At 64.5% G+C, this 17,042-nt stretch carries 19 protein-coding genes; 11 read left to right on the top strand and 8 right to left on the bottom strand.

Translation table 11 applies throughout. The features are described from left to right. Positions 1–74 precede the first annotated feature (74 nt). Positions 75–1,100, bottom strand: a complete 1,026-nt coding sequence (fbaA, locus tag AC1X6S_RS04765; RefSeq protein WP_483404631.1) for a class II fructose-bisphosphate aldolase — start codon at positions 1,098–1,100, stop codon at positions 75–77. A gap of 325 nt (positions 1,101–1,425) precedes the next feature. On the opposite strand from fbaA, the gene glpX reads away from it, so the two are divergent. Beyond that, entirely contained in the window at positions 1,426–2,421 is a 996-nt protein-coding gene (gene glpX / locus AC1X6S_RS04760) for a class II fructose-bisphosphatase (RefSeq protein WP_483404630.1), read from the top strand. A gap of 849 nt (positions 2,422–3,270) precedes the next feature. On the opposite strand, the gene AC1X6S_RS04755 is transcribed toward glpX, so the two are convergent. After that, positions 3,271–4,635: a DNA recombination protein RmuC gene (locus AC1X6S_RS04755; RefSeq protein ID WP_483404629.1), complete on the bottom strand. Its 1,365-nt coding sequence runs from the start codon at positions 4,633–4,635 to the stop codon at positions 3,271–3,273. Between the two features lie 68 nt (positions 4,636–4,703). On the opposite strand from AC1X6S_RS04755, the gene AC1X6S_RS04750 reads away from it, so the two are divergent. Both AC1X6S_RS04750 and ychF read left to right on the top strand, forming a co-directional pair. After that, complete coding sequence (locus AC1X6S_RS04750; protein ID WP_483404628.1) at positions 4,704–5,639, top strand: DMT family transporter; 936 nt, start codon at positions 4,704–4,706, stop codon at positions 5,637–5,639. A gap of 6 nt (positions 5,640–5,645) precedes the next feature. Then, positions 5,646–6,719: a redox-regulated ATPase YchF gene (ychF, locus tag AC1X6S_RS04745; RefSeq protein ID WP_483404627.1), complete on the top strand. Its 1,074-nt coding sequence runs from the start codon at positions 5,646–5,648 to the stop codon at positions 6,717–6,719. On the opposite strand, the gene AC1X6S_RS04740 is transcribed toward ychF, so the two are convergent. Further along, complete coding sequence (locus AC1X6S_RS04740) at positions 6,709–7,224, bottom strand: tetratricopeptide repeat protein (RefSeq protein WP_483404626.1); 516 nt, start codon at positions 7,222–7,224, stop codon at positions 6,709–6,711. The two genes, ychF and AC1X6S_RS04740, sit on opposite strands and share 11 nt — an antisense overlap. A gap of 189 nt (positions 7,225–7,413) precedes the next feature. Beyond that, a complete protein-coding gene (locus AC1X6S_RS04735; protein WP_483404625.1) occupies positions 7,414–8,091 on the bottom strand; it encodes a DUF4386 domain-containing protein in 678 nt (225 codons plus the stop codon). 23 nt (positions 8,092–8,114) lie between these two features. Here AC1X6S_RS04735 and AC1X6S_RS04730 point away from each other — a divergent pair, with 23 nt between their 5' ends. Continuing rightward, entirely contained in the window at positions 8,115–8,783 is a 669-nt protein-coding gene (locus AC1X6S_RS04730) for a TetR/AcrR family transcriptional regulator C-terminal domain-containing protein (RefSeq protein ID WP_483404624.1), read from the top strand. A 208-nt stretch (positions 8,784–8,991) separates the two neighbouring features. Here AC1X6S_RS04730 and AC1X6S_RS04725 read toward each other — a convergent pair whose 3' ends face one another. Beyond that, positions 8,992–9,591, bottom strand: coding sequence for a TetR/AcrR family transcriptional regulator (locus AC1X6S_RS04725; RefSeq protein ID WP_483404623.1), 600 nt, complete (start codon positions 9,589–9,591; stop codon positions 8,992–8,994). Positions 9,592–9,683: 92 nt separating this feature from the next. On the opposite strand from AC1X6S_RS04725, the gene AC1X6S_RS04720 reads away from it, so the two are divergent. The 5 genes from AC1X6S_RS04720 to AC1X6S_RS04700 all read left to right on the top strand — a co-directional run bounded on the left by AC1X6S_RS04720 (position 9,684) and on the right by AC1X6S_RS04700 (position 13,249). Next, on the top strand, positions 9,684–10,520 hold the full coding sequence (locus tag AC1X6S_RS04720) for an SDR family NAD(P)-dependent oxidoreductase (RefSeq protein ID WP_483404622.1): 837 nt from the start codon (positions 9,684–9,686) through the stop codon (positions 10,518–10,520). Positions 10,521–10,624: 104 nt separating this feature from the next. Next, positions 10,625–11,329 (top strand): hypothetical protein, encoded by a 705-nt coding sequence (locus AC1X6S_RS04715; RefSeq protein ID WP_483404621.1) that lies wholly within the window; start codon positions 10,625–10,627, stop codon positions 11,327–11,329. 111 nt (positions 11,330–11,440) lie between these two features. Next, positions 11,441–12,010 carry a hypothetical protein gene (locus AC1X6S_RS04710; protein ID WP_483404620.1) on the top strand — a complete coding sequence of 190 codons (570 nt, stop codon included), beginning with the start codon at positions 11,441–11,443 and terminating at the stop codon, positions 12,008–12,010. Positions 12,011–12,018: 8 nt separating this feature from the next. Further along, entirely contained in the window at positions 12,019–12,423 is a 405-nt protein-coding gene (locus AC1X6S_RS04705) for a VOC family protein (RefSeq protein ID WP_483404619.1), read from the top strand. A gap of 304 nt (positions 12,424–12,727) precedes the next feature. Further along, positions 12,728–13,249: a hypothetical protein gene (locus tag AC1X6S_RS04700; RefSeq protein WP_483404618.1), complete on the top strand. Its 522-nt coding sequence runs from the start codon at positions 12,728–12,730 to the stop codon at positions 13,247–13,249. Positions 13,250–13,264: 15 nt separating this feature from the next. Here the strand turns inward: AC1X6S_RS04700 and AC1X6S_RS04695 are convergent, their stop codons facing one another. After that, positions 13,265–13,744 carry a mycothiol transferase gene (locus AC1X6S_RS04695; protein WP_483404617.1) on the bottom strand — a complete coding sequence of 160 codons (480 nt, stop codon included), beginning with the start codon at positions 13,742–13,744 and terminating at the stop codon, positions 13,265–13,267. Between the two features lie 229 nt (positions 13,745–13,973). Here AC1X6S_RS04695 and AC1X6S_RS04690 point away from each other — a divergent pair, with 229 nt between their 5' ends. Together AC1X6S_RS04690 and AC1X6S_RS04685 are read left to right on the top strand one after the other, a co-directional pair. After that, entirely contained in the window at positions 13,974–14,405 is a 432-nt protein-coding gene (locus AC1X6S_RS04690) for a hypothetical protein (RefSeq protein ID WP_483404616.1), read from the top strand. Then, positions 14,402–14,836: a hypothetical protein gene (locus AC1X6S_RS04685; protein ID WP_483404615.1), complete on the top strand. Its 435-nt coding sequence runs from the start codon at positions 14,402–14,404 to the stop codon at positions 14,834–14,836. The genes AC1X6S_RS04690 and AC1X6S_RS04685 overlap by 4 nt, the downstream gene beginning before the upstream one ends. Here the strand turns inward: AC1X6S_RS04685 and AC1X6S_RS04680 are convergent. Both AC1X6S_RS04680 and ligD read right to left on the bottom strand, forming a co-directional pair. Beyond that, a complete protein-coding gene (locus AC1X6S_RS04680; RefSeq protein ID WP_483404614.1) occupies positions 14,833–15,456 on the bottom strand; it encodes a hypothetical protein in 624 nt (207 codons plus the stop codon). The genes AC1X6S_RS04685 and AC1X6S_RS04680 overlap by 4 nt on opposite strands. Positions 15,457–15,605: 149 nt before the next feature. Beyond that, positions 15,606–16,838: a non-homologous end-joining DNA ligase gene (ligD, locus tag AC1X6S_RS04675; RefSeq protein ID WP_483404613.1), complete on the bottom strand. Its 1,233-nt coding sequence runs from the start codon at positions 16,836–16,838 to the stop codon at positions 15,606–15,608. Positions 16,839–17,042: the final 204 nt, after the last annotated feature.

The raw sequence follows: 17,042 nt of genomic DNA, 5'->3' as shown, positions 1-17,042 counted from the left end.
GTTAACTGACGGATGCCCCGACCAGGTGGTCGGGGCATCCGTCAGTTAACAGCGTTATCTGTTTACTGCACTGTCTAGCGGATCGCGTGTCCGGCTGAACCGAGCTGGCGGGTGGCCTCGACCACGCGTGCAGCCATGCCGCTTTCGGCGACCTTGCCCCAGGCGCGCGGGTCGTAGAGCTTCTTGTTGCCCACTTCGCCGTCGATCTTGAGGACGCCGTCGTAGTTCTTGAACATGTAGTCAGCGATCGAGCGGGTGAACGCGTACTGGGTGTCGGTGTCGATGTTCATCTTGACGACACCGTTGGCGACGGCTTCCGCGATTTCGGCATCCGTCGATCCGGATCCACCGTGGAAGACGAGGTCGAGCGGCTTGGCGGCGGTGCCGTACTTCGCGGCGATGCCGTCCTGGATCTCCTTGAGAAGTTCCGGCTTGAGCTTCACGTTGCCTGGCTTGTAGACGCCGTGCACGTTGCCGAAGGTGAGGGCGGCCATGTAGCGGCCCTTGTCGCCGAGGCCGAGCGCTTCAACGGTCGCGATGGCGTCGTCGAGTGTCGTGTAGAGGTGTTCGTTGATGTCGTGGCTGACGCCGTCTTCTTCACCGCCGACGACTCCGATTTCGACCTCGAGGATGGCGTTGATCGCGCGAGTGCGCTTGATCATGTCCTTGGCGATCTCGAGGTTCTCGGTGAGCGGAACTGCCGAGCCGTCCCACATGTGCGACTGGAAGAGGGGGTTGTTGCCCGCCTTCACTTCTTCCTCGGATGCCTCGATGAGCGGCAGGACGAATCCGTCGAGTGCGTCCTTCGGGCAGTGGTCGGTGTGCAGGGCAACGGTGATGGGGTAGTTCTTCGCCACCTCCGTGGCGAACTTCGCGAAAGCGATGGCGCCGGCGGCGCGGTTCTTGACCGTGTGGCCGGCGAAATAGTCGGCTCCACCTGTGGTGACCTGGATGATGCCGTCAGAGCCGGCCTCGGTCAGGCCCTGCAGTACGGCGTTGATGGTCTGCGAGCTGGACACGTTGAACGCGGGAAAGGCGAAGCCTTTCGCCTTGGCGGTGTCGAGCATCTCGGCGTACTGCTCTGGGGTTGCGACGGGCATAACTGCTCCTTGAGAGAGGGGTTGTCTTCGTTGCTAGCTTACTGAGGGTGCGGGGGTCGCGGCAGATCCGGGCTGTCGTCGAGGGGTTTCGCCGCGCTGCTCGGCCAAAAACGGTCGCCCAACGCGACGACTTACCGCCGTTTGAGGCCGAGCAAAGACGGCCGCAGCCACTTCTGTCCGAGCAGCGCACTCGGGGGCGGGCAGCGCTGCACATTTGCGCGGCTGTGCCCCAGTACCGCGCCGATACCAGTCCTCCCGGTTAGGGTGGAAGGGCACACAGCGAGCCCGCCATCGCAACCACCGCCGTTTTCGATAAAGGACCAATGTGACCGAGACAGACACCGCCCCTCTCTTCCACCACCCCGACAGGAACCTCGCCCTCGAGCTGGTTCGCGCGACCGAGGCTGCGGCCATCCGTGCCGTGCCGTACATCGGCCGTGGCGACAAACTCGCCGCGGACGGAGCCGCCGTTGACGCCATGCGCGTGTTCCTGGGCACCGTGAACTTCGACGGCGTCGTCGTCATCGGAGAGGGCGAAAAAGATGAAGCCCCGATGCTCTTCAACGGAGAACGCGTCGGTAACGGCCAGGGACCTGCCTGCGACATCGCCGTTGATCCCATCGACGGTACGAGCCTGACCGCTGCCGGTCGGCAGAACGCACTGTCGGTCATCGCGGTCTCGGACCGGGGCACCATGCTCGACGCGTCGAGCGTGTTCTACATGGACAAGATCGTCACAGGGCCCGAGGGCATCGGTGTCGTCGACATTCGCAAGCCGATCGGTGAGAACCTGCGCGCGCTCGCCAAAGCGAAGGGCAAGGACGTCGGTGACATGACGGTTGCCGTCCTCGACCGGCCGCGACACGCACAGCTCATCGACGAGATCCGCGCGGCTGGCGCCGGAACGCGACTGATGCTCGACGGCGATGTCGCCGGTGGCATCAACGCTGCGCGCTACGAGACCCGCATCGACATGTGTGTCGGTATCGGCGGGAGCCCTGAAGGCATCGTCACGGCGTGCGCGGTACGCGCGCTCGGCGGGCTGATCCAGGGGATCATGGCGCCGAAGGACGACGTCGAACGCCAGAAGGGCATCGACGCCGGCCTGAAGATGGACTACGTCTACGAAGCGCACGAGCTCGTGAACAGCGACAACACGTTCTTCGTTGCTACGGGAGTCACCGATGGTGGCCTCGTCGAGGGCGTTCGACGGCTGGGACCGATCATCCGGACTCACAGCGTGGTGCTGCGGTCGAAGTCGGGCACGATCCGGCGGATCACCGCCGACCACCTCGCCGCGAAGTGGCTCGAGGAGGAGTAGCCCTTCTGCGCGACGCGCTCTGAACGCGCGCGATTCACTTCATTGCTCACGAAACGCGGTTGCCCCGGGCGGGCAACCGCGTTTTGTGGGAGCCGGCATCCGCGACGCATGAGCGCGGTGCGCGTTCGGTGCGGGATCTCGTCCGTCACGAATGTCGGGGTTGTGGTGCTGAGGTCGGCGTCCGCGACGGATGAGTGCGGCTGCGCGTTTGGTGCGGGTTCTCGCCCGTCACGAATGTGGGGGTTGTGGTGCGGGAGTCGGCATCCGCGGCGGATGAGCGCGGCTCCGCGTTTGGTGCGGGATCTCGTCCGTCACGAATGTGGGGGTTGTGGTGCGGGAGTCGGCGTCCGCGGCGGATGAGCGCGGCTCCGCGTTTGGTGCGGCATTTCGTCCGTCACGAGTGTTGGGGTTGTGGTGCGGGAGTCGGCGTCCGCGACGGATGAGTGCGGCTCCGCGTTTGGTGTGGGTTCTCGTCCGTCGCGAATGTTGGGGTTGTGGTGCGGGAGTCGGCATTGGTGACGGATGAGTGCGGTCCGCGTTTGGTGCGGGTTCTCGTCCGTCACGAGTGTTGGGGTTGTGGTGCGGAGGTCGGCATCCGCGACGGATGAGCGCGGCTCCGCGTTTGGTGCGGGTTCTCGTCCGTCACGAATGTTGGGGTTGTGGTGCGGAAGTCGGCATCCGCGACGGATGAGCGCGGCTCCGCGTTTGGTGCGGGTTCTCGTCCGTCACGAATGTTGGGGTTGTGGTGCTGAGGTCGGCATCCGCGACGGATGAACATTCCGTGGGGTTGTGCCACATTCTGTGGCATACGAGCGGATGCCGCGATGCGGCAACGAAGATCCGCCGCGGCTACTGGCGGTCGGGAGCCTCGGTGAGCGGTGCGTCGGCCGCCCGGTCACGGATGTCTTGCGTGATCCTGCCCTGCTCGAGTTCGAGCTCGCCGAGCAGCTCGAACGCACTGAGGTCGCGCGCCGCGTCTTCCACCTCGGCGAGCGGCGGGATGGTCTTCGACTCATCGAGCACGTTGAGCTTGCGCGCCGACGGCAGCACCTGGCGCTCAAGCGAGCCGACGAACCGGTTGTAGTCATTCACCGTTGCCTTCACCGACCGCCCGAGCTTGTCGATGTGCCCGGCCATCGTGGCGAGCCGCCCGTACAGTTCGCGGCTGAGATCGAACAGCGTCTTCGCTTCTTGCGAGACGACATCCTGCTGCCAGCTGAAGGCAACGGTCTTCAGCACCGACCAGAGTGTGACGGGGGAGGAGAGTGCCACGCGCTTGCTGAACGCGAACTCCATGATCGTGGGGTCGGCCTCGAGCGCACTCGACACAAGCGACTCGCTCGGGATGAACGCGATGACCATCTCGGGGCTCGCGTCGAGCCCGTTCCAGTACGTCTTGCTGCCGAGGGTGACGATGTGGTCGCGCACCGCCTTCACGTGCGCCCGCATCAGTGTGGCGCGACGCGCGAGTTCGGGCTCGGATGCCGTCAGCGGGATGGCGCTCGCCTCGATATATGAACTGAACGGAACCTTCGCGTCCACGGCGATGCTCTTGCCGCCGGGGAGGTAGACAACCATGTCCGGTCGGCCGGCTCCGCTGTCGGAGGTGATGCTCGACTGCACGTCGAAGTCGACCCGCTCCAGCAACCCCGCAGCCTCGACCACACTTCGCAGCTGGGTTTCGCCCCAGACCCCGCGGGTCGAGTTGTTGTTGAGCGCAGATGCCAGCGATTCGGCCGTCGAACGGAGCCGCTCCTCGGACTCGGTGGCACTCCGCAATTGCTGCGCCAGCTCGCCGTGCTGCCTGCTGCGCTGCGCCTCGAGTTCGGTGACCTTGTGCTGCATCTCCTGGAGGCTCTCGCGAACCGGTGCCAGTGCCTGCAGCACCCTGCTCTCGGTGCGTGCCCGCTCGGCATCATCTTCACGCTCACGACGGTGTCGCTCCACGAGATCCTGATATTGCTCGCGCTGGGCGTCGATCCGCTCCTGCAGGGCCGTCGCGCGCGTCTCAGCACGGGCCAGCAACTCGGCAAGCTGGGCGTGGCGCTCGGCCTCTGACGCGTGCACACGGGCCAGTTCGGACTCGTGCCGCGCCTCGGTCACCGGGTCGATCGTTGCCCCTGGCCTGCGGCGGCGGACGAGAACCAGCGTGGCAAGCGCGCCGAGTACCGCGCCCAGTAAAACTCCGAGCAGAAGGGTCGCGAGAGGGTCCATGGCTTCAGTGTGACAGCGGCCGCCGACATGGCCGGGGACGCCAGCCGGATTGTCGATACGATCGGAGAATGGCTTCGTGGCGCGTGTATCTGTTCCTCGTGCTCGCGAACCTGTTCTGGTCGGGCAACTACGTTGTCGGCCATCTGCTCGCCGACGGCCTCAGCCCCCTGCAACTCACCGCGATCCGCTGGGCGATCGCCGCACCGCTCCTGATCGTGTTCGCGATCCTGATCGAGAAACCCAGCTGGCGTGCCGCGCTCCGGGAATGGCCGATGCACCTCCTGCAAGCCGCCCTCGGCCTCGTCGCCTTCTGCCTGTTCAGCTACGAAGCGCTCTCACACACCACCGCGCTCAACGCCGCCCTCGTCGGCGCGACCAACCCGGTACTGATTGCGGTCGTCGCCGCGCTGCTCGTTCGCGAACGGATGCGCGGCGCAAGCATCCTCGGACTGGTCACCTCCCTGCTCGGTGTGCTGCTGATTCTCACCCACGGCAACCTTCTCGAGGTGTTCACCACCGAGTACAACATCGGCGGGCTGTACATGCTCGGCGCTGTGGCTGTGTGGACCGCATATACGATCCTCGGGCGGACGCTGACAACCGCACCAGTGACATCCGCAGCTCTCCAATCGGTGATGGCCGCAATCGCCCTTGCCCCGATCGCGCTCACTGTGGGCGGACCGATCGCGCTCGACGGTGCCGGCTGGTGGGGTGTGCTGTATATCGGGGTGTTCCCGTCGGTGCTGAGCCTCATGCTGTGGAACATCTCGGTCAAGGAAATCGGCGCGGGCAGGGCCGGGATCTACCTCAACCTCATGCCGGTGTTCACCGCGCTGATGGCGCTCGCGATGGGCACACCGATCACGTTCGTTCAGGTGCTCGGCGGTGCCCTCGTCATCGGCGGGGTGTGGCTGACGAGCCGTCCCGCTCGCTTCATTCGTCGCATCCAGGAACCGGCAACGGATGCCAACGCAGGAGCCTCGGAGGCTGGCCCGGTACGATAGACCCTCGTGGCTCTAACTATCGGTATCGTCGGTCTCCCTAACGTCGGCAAGTCAACCCTTTTCAACGCTCTCACCAAGAACGCGGTTCTCGCGGCAAACTACCCGTTTGCCACGATCGAGCCGAACATCGGAGTGGTGAACCTGCCCGACTCGCGCCTTGATGTGCTCGCCGAGATCTTCGGCAGTGAGCGCATCCTGCCCGCAGCCGTGTCGTTCGTCGACATCGCCGGCATCGTCCGCGGCGCCAGTGAGGGGGAGGGGCTCGGCAACAAGTTCCTCGCCAACATCCGAGAAGCGGATGCCATCGCGCAGGTCATTCGCGCGTTCTCCGATGAAGACGTGGTGCACGTCGACGGCGCGGTGAACCCCGCCGGTGACATGGAGACCATCAACACCGAACTCATCCTCGCCGACCTCGAGACGCTGGAAAAGGCGCAGTCGCGGTTCGAGAAAGAGGTCAAGGGCAAGAAGCTTGACCCGATCGTGCTGACCACGGCGAAGGCAGCCAGGGAGTACCTCGACACCGGCAAGCCGCTGTCGAGCTCGGGTCTCGACCTCGAGCCGATCAAGGAGCTCGGTCTCCTGACGTCCAAGCCGTTCATTTACGTGTTCAACGTCGACGAAGCCGTGTTGCAGGACCAGGCCAAGCTTGACGAGCTCGCCGCTCTGGTGGCTCCCGCCAAGGCGATCTTCCTCGATGCCAAGCTCGAGTCTGAGCTCATCGACCTCGATCCGGAAGACGCTGCAGAGTTGCTTGCGTCGACCGGACAGACCGAGTCGGGCCTGAACCAGCTCGCGCGCATCGGTTTCGACACCCTCGGACTGCAGACCTACCTCACGGCGGGCCCGAAAGAGTCACGTGCGTGGACCATTCCGAAGGGTGCGAAGGCACCCCAGGCGGCCGGCGTCATCCACACGGACTTCGAGCGTGGCTTCATCAAGGCTGAGGTCATCTCATTCGATGACCTCGTTGCCGCTGGCTCGGTTGCCGAGGCTCGCGCCAAGGGCAAGGCCCGCATGGAGGGCAAGGACTACGTCATGGCCGATGGCGACGTGGTGGAGTTCCGCTTCAACGTGTAATCGGGTCCTCTGGAGTCGCTGGCTCGGTTAGCGCGGCGGCATAGTTGCGTATCGAGCGCTGATATTGAGGCAGTGCCGCGATTTGCGCCTCGATGGCTACCCGGAGCGCCTCATCTTTGCGGCCCGCGCTATGAAGCGCCAAGGCCAGCACGACACGAGGTGCCGACCCTGTCGATTCGTGGGTCGGGGCGGCGCTCAAGACGGCGATGGCTTCATCGAGTCGGCCGAGGTTGCGCAGAGTCGATCCATACTGCACCGCGAGTTGAGCGTGCCGAGCTTCATCGAGGGTGAGTTCGAGCGCGCGCTCATACTCCGCGCCTGCCTCAGCTTCGAATCCCATCGAGTCGTACATGCTCGCGAGCTCGAATGCGCTCCGGCCGTCGTGCGCTGGGCACGCGTCAGCCAATTCCCGCATGGCCTTGACCCCTTCATGACGGCTGAGGGAGTCGAATCTGGCCCAGAGATCGGCGACGGAGGATTCCCATTGCTTGAGGTCTGCTGTCATGGAATCTAGTTTGTCAGGCAGCGACCTCACGACGTCGGGACACAACTGGTGGGCATCGCTGGTAGAGGTTGCTCGGTAACGTAACCCGGTGGAGTTCCGCTTCAACGTGTGACTGTCGTCGGATGCTATGACGCCCCGCGAGAAGGATTAGCGCTCCGCCGTATCGAACGCGGCTAAGCGGGCCGGGAGTTACGGTGCGGCAGGTGCTTCAACCGCGGGTGCCGCGACTCGCGACCGTAGTCCCACCGCGATGAGGTGGACCGCGAACCAGATCTCGAACGCGAAGACCGGCAGGGCGCACAGGCCGGCGATCGTGCCTCCCTGCGGGATGGCTCCGAACAGCTGTGCCGTGTTGCTCGCAAGCACGGCGGTGCCACCGACGAGACCGAGCACCGCCAGTGCGCGAGGCACGACGCGCGCGTCCAGAAGTAGCCAGCCCAGGATGAGGGTGTTTACGCTAATGACGAGACCCTGCCCCACGAGGAACGCCGCGGTGTGCATAGCGATGAACGCCTGCGCCTGCGGCGCGCTCGCCGCGGTCCACAGCAGCGCCAGCATCGGCAGGGTGCCCGCAGAGATGACGGTGGCTTCGAGAGCGCGGAGCCCCGCGAAGGTGGCGGCACGCATGGCCCCCACATCGCGCAGCAGTAGCCACAGCAACAGGCCGGTGCCGAGGCATCCTGCGGCGAGGATGAGCTCGAGTGCCACGCCCAGAGCGAGGGCGTCGGCCGAGTACGCGGCGACCGCGGTCACCGACGTGACATGGGTGATCAGGTAGAGGATGCCGGCGGTGCGGGCGTAGGTGCGCGGGTGAGTCGTCATGGCGTGCCGATCGTCGTCGGTGTACGCCGTATACCGACGCGGCATCAGTTTACGTATACGCTGTATACGTGTCAACAACCCGTTCACGGCCTCCTCTGGACCGCACGCGCGTACTCGACGGCGCCGTTGCCGTTGCGGACGAGGTGGGCCTTGAGTCCACAAGCATGCGCCGCCTCGCGGACTCGCTGGGGGTCACCGCGATGGCGCTGTACAAGCACGTCGCAAGCCGCGAGGAGTTGATCGACGGCATGCTGGACCGCCTCGTGGCGAGTATCGAGGTGCCCGCCCCCGGTCTGACCTGGAAACTCGCGTTGCGCGCCCGCATCCGTTCGGCACGGAACGTCCTGTCCGCGCACACGTGGACCCAGGCGGCGATCGAGACGCGGACCAGCGCCAGTCCCACCATCCTCGCCTACATGGACTCCCTCATGGAGATCATGTTCGAGGGCGGATTGTCCGCCGACCTCGTGCACCATGCGATGCACGCCCTGAGTACGAGGATGTGGGGGATCACACGCGATGTGTTGCCCACCCCGAGCGTCCCGGAGGACCCTGACGAGCGGGCTCAGGCGATGGTCGAGTTCGCGGTCGCCTATCCGGCGATCGTTCGCATGGCGACGACCGCGCCGCACGCGGGGGAGAGCTGCGACGAGGATGAGGAGTTCGCGTTCGCGCTCGACATCCTCCTCGACGGTTTCGAGCGCAAACACGAACAGCGGTGGGCGTCCGTTCCCTGACCAGGGCCTCCGTGGCGCTGATTGTCGGTCCAGTCATTCTTTGCGGCCGTCGAGTCCGGGCCAATCTGCTCCAGCCCCGGCGCAATGTCCGGCCGACTGCAGAGGGACCGTTCGAATCCACATGCATGTCGCCTAGCCAGCCGGCGGTGGTACGTCAGCGACGAGAAAAACACGAGCATTGATCGGGGCTCCGTCCTGCCCCATGGTCCTATGGGGAGTTTCCCTTGAGGAACTGATTCACCGCCGCCTCGGTCAGCTCGTCCAGTTGTTCCGCGTCAACGAGCCGGCTGTTGACGAGGGTGGCGAGACCGTTGATCGTGGCATAAAGAACGATTCCGATTTTTTCGTGGGGACCAGCCTGAAGGACGCCACTGTCCTGGCCTTCGTGAATCAGGTCGACAAGGGGTTCGAAGGCTCTCTCCGCGGAGAGTCGGACCCCTGCCTTCTCCGGCTGGTGCTTTGTCGCATTCATCAGGTCCAGGAGCGCCGGGTTCTCCGTCGCAAAGTTAGCGAACGCTGAGGTCGCGCGACTGACCCGGGAGGTGAAGTCGGCGTCTCCGTCCGCGACGGCGTGGCGGATGGCCTCGCCGAGACGACGGAATCCTGACTCTGCCAGCGCATCGAGCAGATCCTGGCGCTCCGGGAAGTGCCGCCGCGGGGCGCCGTGGCTCACTCCCACCTCCCGGGCGAGATCGCGCAGGGAGAGCTGCTCAGCGCCTCGTTCGCGCAGGCTGCGCTCGGCAGCCTCGAGGAGGGCTGCGTGCAGTCCTCCGTGATGGTACCGGCGCTGTTCTGTCTGCTCGCTCATGGGACCACGATAACCGGGGGCCGTAGGCATTGACAACATTAGTAGTCGGTGCCTACATTGGGGTCCATGACAGTTCAGGACGGTGCACTGTGGTGACTACGACGGCAGAGGAGCTGATCGTCGTCTCCGGTGCCTCGACAGGGATCGGGGCTGCCACCGCCCGCGAGCTCGCTTCTCGTGGTTACCACGTCCTCGCCGGGGTCAGGCGAGACGAAGACGCTGACGCGATCCGGGCTGAGCGTATCGAGCCTGTGATGCTGGACATCACCGTTGCCGAACACGTCGACGCGCTCGCCGCCCGAATCGCCCTCGATCCTCAGAGGCGACTGCTGCGTGCGCTGATTAACAACGCCGGGATCGAGATCAACGCTCCTATCGAGGTTCTCCCACTCGACCTGTGGCGGGAGCAGTTTGAGGTCAACCTCTTCGGACACATCCGGGTTATCCAGGCGTTGCTGCCCGCGCTGCGGCACAGTCGGGGCCGCGTGGTAAACATCAGTTCTGTCGGCGCGGAGGCCACTCTGCCCATCTACGGCGCGTATGCCGGCTCCAAGGCCGCGTTGGAGTCCGCCAGCGATGCCTTGCGCCGGGAAGTGGGTTCGCAGGGCATCCAGGTCGTGATCGTCCAATCCGGCGGCGTGAAGACCCCGATGGCTGCCAAGAGCGGGCCGCTCTCTCTCAAACTCGCTGAGGGGATGAACATCGAGCACACACGCCTCTATGGTCGCTTGATCTCTTCGACCGTGAGCTTTCAGTCCTCGTTTCTGCAGCGGGCGATTACGGCCGACCAGGCCGCGAAGAAGATCACGAAGATCACCACCACCAAGCGTCCTCGCACCCGATACAGCCTTGGCCCGGATGCTGCCTTCACACTGCCAATGGCGCGGTTCCTGCCTGCACGCCTCATGGATCGAGTCGTCCCGCGATAGCTCCTGCACTACCCAGAAGATCCCCTTTCACGCACGACCCTCATTTGTTCACCTCACCGTCTAGGCTTTCGAAGCATGACGAGCCAGATGGATGTGCCGACCGCATGAGCTTTCACTCGTTTCACCTCGCGCACATGCCGCCGCTGGCTGCAATCCGAGTGCTGCTGCGGGCACCCAAGGCCAACGGCCTTCGTCACATCGAAGTGCTCGCCGGCATGAAGTTGGGGGCCGCAGTGGTTTCCCCGCGCCGGATGCAATTGCGGCGAGTAGCTGTTTTCGCCGAGTGGGAGGACGAGGCGGCACTCGTCGACTTTCTCGCCGGGCACCCATTTGGCCGGCAGTTGGACAAGGGCTGGCACGTCAGGCTTGAGTTCTTGCGCCGATGGGGTCACATTCGCGAGCTGGACGGGCTGCCGGAGATGACGGAACGAGCGAATCTCGATGAGCCGGTCGTCGCCGTTACCCTGGCCCGGATGCGGCTGCCCGAGTTGGCACGATTCATCCACTGGGGCCGCCCCGTCGAGCGTCAGGTCCGGGACCATCCCGAAGTGACGCTCGCGCTGGCGGGCATCCGTTTGCCGCGGACGGTTTCAACGTTCTCGATCTGGACCAGCGCCCGAGCGATGACGGGGATGGTGTTCGGCCGCGAGGATGGTGAAGGTGCGCGCCGCCATGCTGAGGCGATGACCGAACGCGACCGTCGGAACTTCCACCACGAATTTACGACGCTGCGTTTTCGGCCGCTGTCCGAGCACGGCGCGTGGGACGCCCGGGCTCACTGGGTGCCGCGGCCCGCGGAGGTCGCGTAGCGAGGAAAGGCATCCGATAGCGTGTGGCCCTGGCGATTTTCGAACACCTGATGCGTTCGGTATGTTTGCGCCATGACACCAGAGGAACACCGCTTCAATGCTCTCGTCCTGATGTTCGCCAACCTCCAGCGCCTGATGGTTTTTCACAATGCCATCGCGGTCAGTGAAGGCAGGGAAATTGATTCCCAGCTGAGGGAAGAGCTGACGTCCCGGCTCGACCTCGTTGGTGATGCGCTGCGGCGCTCGAGTGAAAACGCCGCGGTAAGCGACGCTGATGTGGATGCCGTCCAACCGGTTGTGGACTATCTCCAGCGGGAAATTCGTGCATACTTCGAGACCAAGCTGGACGGAGACCTTGGCGCGCAGGCCGCCCTCGGTGCTGGGGTCGTGTACGCGGCCTCCTACCTCAATGACGGCACCGTGCAGATGGGGCAGGTGTTTGATCGTCCGCACTGGGTCGACCGGGAAATGCAGAGTAAGCCGATGCTCATAGCCTTGCGAAATCGAGCGGACGCCGCGGTCGCTTCAGCAACACAAGGCGAGGTCTCTGCCGAGGTCCGCGGAGACATCGACTACCACGTGCGTGTCGCACTCGGCGATCGTCAGCTCGTCCTGGCGCAGGTCGACGGATTGCCGACGATGTTGCAGGGGCGCGACGCCCGCGAGAACGTCGGGGCCTGAGCAGCGAGATGCCCATTTTCGATCATCTCGGCGTCACCGTGAACGACGTGCCTCGTGCGGTGACACAGTTCGATCCCATCCTGTCGGCGCTCGGTTTTACCCGGACCGACGCTGACGAATCTGTGTCGTGGTACGCCGACGGCGAGACAGAGTTCATTGTGATGCCGGCTCGGGATCCCGGCACGGGGCCGCACCGCCACGGGCGGGTCGGCTGGCAGCACCTGGCATTCGCCGTCGACTCACGCGGGGACGTTGACCGCATGCATCGGATCGCGACGGATGCCGGATGGACGGTCGTGCGGGACCCGAAGGAATACCCTCGCTTCACCGACCGCTACTACGCCTCTTTTCTCGAGGACGACAACGGCATCCGGATCGAGTTCATGCACAACCCGCCGCGCGAGAGCGACTGATGGCCTCCGCGATGGCATTCCTAGGGGATGGATCGCTGGGGAGTAAGCGTGGTGGGTTCCGGTTCAACACCCCCGAGACACGTTGCACATGACGAGGTTCGCCGACAGATCACCCGCCTCGCTGTGGCAGCCCGACCAGTACCGCGGCCAGAGGTCGTTGGACGTTGTTGCAACCCAGCTCGCGGATCGAGGGCTAACTCCGTCGGCGCAACGTCGCGTCTTGCAGGACTGGATTGATTTCTTCGCGAACGAACGAACGCGGACACGACGACTCAGCCTGAGTTCGCGAGTGCCGCAGCCCCTTTTGGACTCTCTGGCCGGCCAGCCACAACTGGAAGCGCTGGACATCAAGTGGGGCAGCTATTCGGATCTTTCGGCGGTGGCCGGTCTGCCGAACTTGAGGCGGCTGACGCTCGGGGGCGCCCGATCGGTCACCGACCTGACGCCGCTCGCACCGCTTTCGAAACTCCGGACGCTCGTGGTCGACGGCGCTTTCCTCGTAACGGACCTGACCCCGCTGAGTTCGCTCGGAACCCTCCGGGAACTCGTCTACGGGAACTGCTCTCTCGGTTCCGATAAGACCGTGGAGGTGCGGGACTTTGTCTGGATTCGGCCAATGACAAATCTGAGAACGCTGCAGATGCCGGGATCGAGGCTCTCCGGGACGGACCTGTCGGACCTGTTGACACTGCCCAAGCTGTCACAACTCAACCTTCCACTGAGGCGGGCCTACAAGAAGCAGGTCTTCGAGTTCGCCTCCCGCAGCAAGGCCTTTGCGGGGCTCGCGCGCGCTTACGACGAATATGACGAGATGCGAACTGGCTAACCCGTGTGAGACGAACTACGGAAATACGAGGTTCTGGTGCCCGTCGATGAGCTCACGCACAATGTCGAGGTGACCGGCGTGCACGGACGTCTCGTTGAGAACTCGGAAGACCACCGCGCGCCCGTCCGCCAATTCAGGAGCATCGAAGATGCTGGTGGGCGGCGTCCACGCCGGAGGGGCATCCAGGTCGACGCGTGCGAGGACCTCGTCGCTTCGAGCGATCTGCCGTTTATAGATGTCGATCGCCTCTGCGCCGGTCATCGGGTCGGACGCCCAGCCGTCGTGCAAATCCTCAATGGCTCGCCGGTCGCCACCCAGTACCGCCGATATCCAGAACATCTCATCGTCGAAAGTGAGGTGATTGAGAAGTCGGGTGATCGTCCAGCCTGAGGGAACAACCGAGCGATGCATCTCGTCCTCGGTCAGGCCGCTGACGGCCCGGAGAACGTGGTCCCGCTCACCCTCGAGCTGAGCGATCAGCTGTGCGTCGCTCACTGCTTTTGGGTGGTGAAGGAAGGTTTGAGAAGAGGAGCAGTCACGCCGCCAGCATATCCACGCCACTCATCGGCCAACAGGGTGAGGTGAAGGCCGCACCCAGTTCGGGGCAGTTCCACCGGACGCGGCTTGGGCGCCAATACGATCACCCTATGCCCCGATTTCTTGTTTTGCTCGAAGGAACGAGCGCCGGTCGAGTCCGCCTGCGGCTGTCTGCCGGAGGGATGTTGTGAAGCGGCTCCTGCTCGTTGCCATCGCCGCCGCGGTGGCTGCCGCGCTGACCGGGTGTGTCACGCTGTTCCTGCCCAGCGAATCGGAATCTGCGCCTGAGCTTCGGGAACCCCAAACCCCCGCCGGCGAACCGGAAGACTGGGTGATCGTATTCTACGAATCTGGCTCCGACGACGAGGCGCTGGCTGCCATGGATGCTCTTTTGGACACGGAGTTGGCGGCCGACGAGGCGCTCGTTGCAGATGGCCTGGGCTGGATAGACGGCAATGAATTCGGGCAGGGATCTTATGACCTCTATTTCATCGGGTACGACCACGATGAGATGTGGGCTGTTCTCGAACCGATTCTGGCCACCGCACCAGTGAAGTGGACGCGAGTGGAATTTTGGGACGACCTCGACGGTTCGGCAACAGCGGAACTGACCCAGTGAGCAGGAAGGGTCCAGCGCCGGAAAAAGTCCTTATCCTCCGTCCGCTTGGCGTCACGCGTGTGCTGAACGCCGCCGTCCCTCTCATTGTGGTGATCCCATTCGCTGTTTTGTCTGAGTTGCCGATTACGCAGCGGGCACTTCTGTTCTCTCCCCTTCTGGTTCTCGCGGCGGTCTTGTCGATTCGATTCTGGCGTCTCTCGGTCACCCTCTACCCGGATCGTGCCGTGGTGCGGGGGTATCTGTGGAGTCGGACCGTGAGGCGTGACCAGGTGACGGAGGTATCAGACTTCGCCTGGCTGGCGTGGACGACTGCAGCCGGACGGCGGCGGCGGACCCCGCTTGCCGCGCTGTGGGTCAACGGCTCGGCGCTACCGCGATACGCGAAACACGCCGCCAAGTGCCTTCAGCGCGCCCAGATGTGGGCGCGCTAGTCGCAGCTGACGGAGGTGAGCTCGGCGTAGTCCCCGTCCGTTGGCGTGGCATCCACAAGAATGGAGGTCACCCGTTCGATCGTGGCGGTTTGTGTGATTTCGCGCTGCGGTTCGGCGTACAGGTCGTCCCAGATTCCGACGGTGACCGTCGCCGTCGTGCAATCCGGTTGCGTGACCAACAGCCATTCCCAGCAGTACTCGTTGCCGCATTCCGCTCCGCCCTCCTCGACGTAGACCACGTCCACACCGTCGACGGTCCACACCTCGGAGAGCACGGTGGCGGGTCGGTCGCCCAGAACGCCGGATTGCGCGACCGCGTCCACGACCAGGGGGACGGCGAAAATAATGCCCTGGACCATCATCAGGATGAGCAGTATTACCGTCGCTGTCCACTCGCCAGCGACGAGCCAGCGGGGTGGCTTCATTGCCGCTAGCCGTTGTGTGGTCGGCGCCGTGAGCGGTGCCGGGTAACCGGGATACCACGGTCCACCCGGATTGGTCGGTCCGGTCGGGTATGCCGGAACGGCGGGGTCTACTGCGAACGGATGCGGGGAGAACGGATGCTGGACGGGAACGGGCCGCGTATCGTGCCCGTCGTCGGCGGAGTGCTCGGTGTTCACTGAACGCTCTGCGCGCGCGGCAGTCGTCCGACTGGAGGGTGCAACTGGGGCATAGCCACAGAGTATTGACCGGTAGGCGTGCGCACTCCACCCACTTCGGGGCCGGTCGCCCTGGGCGAGGCTGCACATGCAAGATCAGGCGCTGGCCCTCAGAGAGCCGCGCTCTTTCCCGCCCACGGGTCGTAATCGACCTCGAGTTCTGCCTGTTCCGGGCGTGCGCCCTCAGGCACATGCTGCAGGTTCACGCGGATCCGATACCAGAGCGAACTCGAGCCCCGCATCCCGTCGACGAGAACATCGGCCGGTTCGAGGAGCTTGACGACGTCGGGATGCTTTGACTTCCACCGCTCGAGTCCCTCCAGGGCCTCCGGCTTCGTCTTGGCACGGGCTACCTCCACGAGGGGCATCGTTGAGGTGCGCCGGCCCGATCCGTCCGACGCTCTCGGTGGTTTCTCGGCCGGGCCCAGTTCTTTTGCCAGGGCGAGCAGGCCGTCGAGACTGCCTGCGGCGTCATCGATTCCGGATGCCGCGTCGCCACGGTCTCCGAACCGCTTCAGTACCGAGCGCACCGTGAAATCCTCCGGGCGGCATCCGGGCACTTCGTCCCAGTCCAGCGGTGTCGATACGCGGGCGTCCGGCAGAGCCCGGACCGAGTACGCCGATGCGACCGTGCGGTCCTTCGCGTTCTGGTTGAAATCGACGAAGACGCTCTCGCCACGCTCTTCCTTCCACCACTTCGCGGTTGCGAGTCCCGGCGCCCGTCGCTCGATTTCGCGCGCCAGGGTTTCAGCCGCGAGCCGTACCTGGCGGTGGTCCCACCGCGGTTCGATGCGGGCGTAGATATGGATGCCGCGGGAACCGGATGTCTTCGCCCAGCCAACGAGGCCGTAGTCGCTGAGCACCTCCCTCGCGATCATCGCAACGTCGACGATCTGTCGCCAGTCGACTCCGGGCATGGGGTCAAGATCGACCCGCAGTTCATCGGGATGATCGAGGTCCTCGGCGCGAACCGGGTGCGGATTGAGGTCGATGCAGCCGAGGTTCACCACCCAGGCGAGTGCAGCGGCATCCCGAACGACAACTTCTTCGGCCGAATTGCCCGATGCGTACTGCAGGGTAGCGGTTTCGATCCACTCGGGGCGTTTCTCCGGTGCGCGCTTCTGGAAGAACGCCTCCTGGTCGATGCCCTTCACGAATCGTTTGAGAACCATGGGCCGCCCGGCGACACCGCGAAGCGCACCATCGGCGACCGCCAGGTAGTACTTCACCAGCTCGAGTTTGGTGATGCCGGGCTCGGGAAAAACCATCTTGTCGGGATGCGAAACATGCACCTCGCGTCCGTCGATCTCCAGCACCTCTGCCTGGCTCGCCTGTGCGCTCACGCACTCACCATAAACCTGCGGGTCGGTGCGCGTCTGCCCCCCCCGAGGCATCGACGCGAGGCTCTAAACCCGCGCCGCGAGATGCCCCAACCGACCCGTCAGAGAGCTGGGGGAGGCTCTGCCGCCATATAACAAATTGGCGGCTCGTCGAATCGCTGGTCATGCTCCACCTCGTATTGGCATTCGCCGCAACCATCAGTCGGG

Source organism: Mycetocola sp. Y442, from assembly GCF_056898615.1.
The sequence above is the reverse complement of the archived record's forward strand: the minus strand, read 5'-3'. Positions and strand labels throughout refer to the sequence as shown.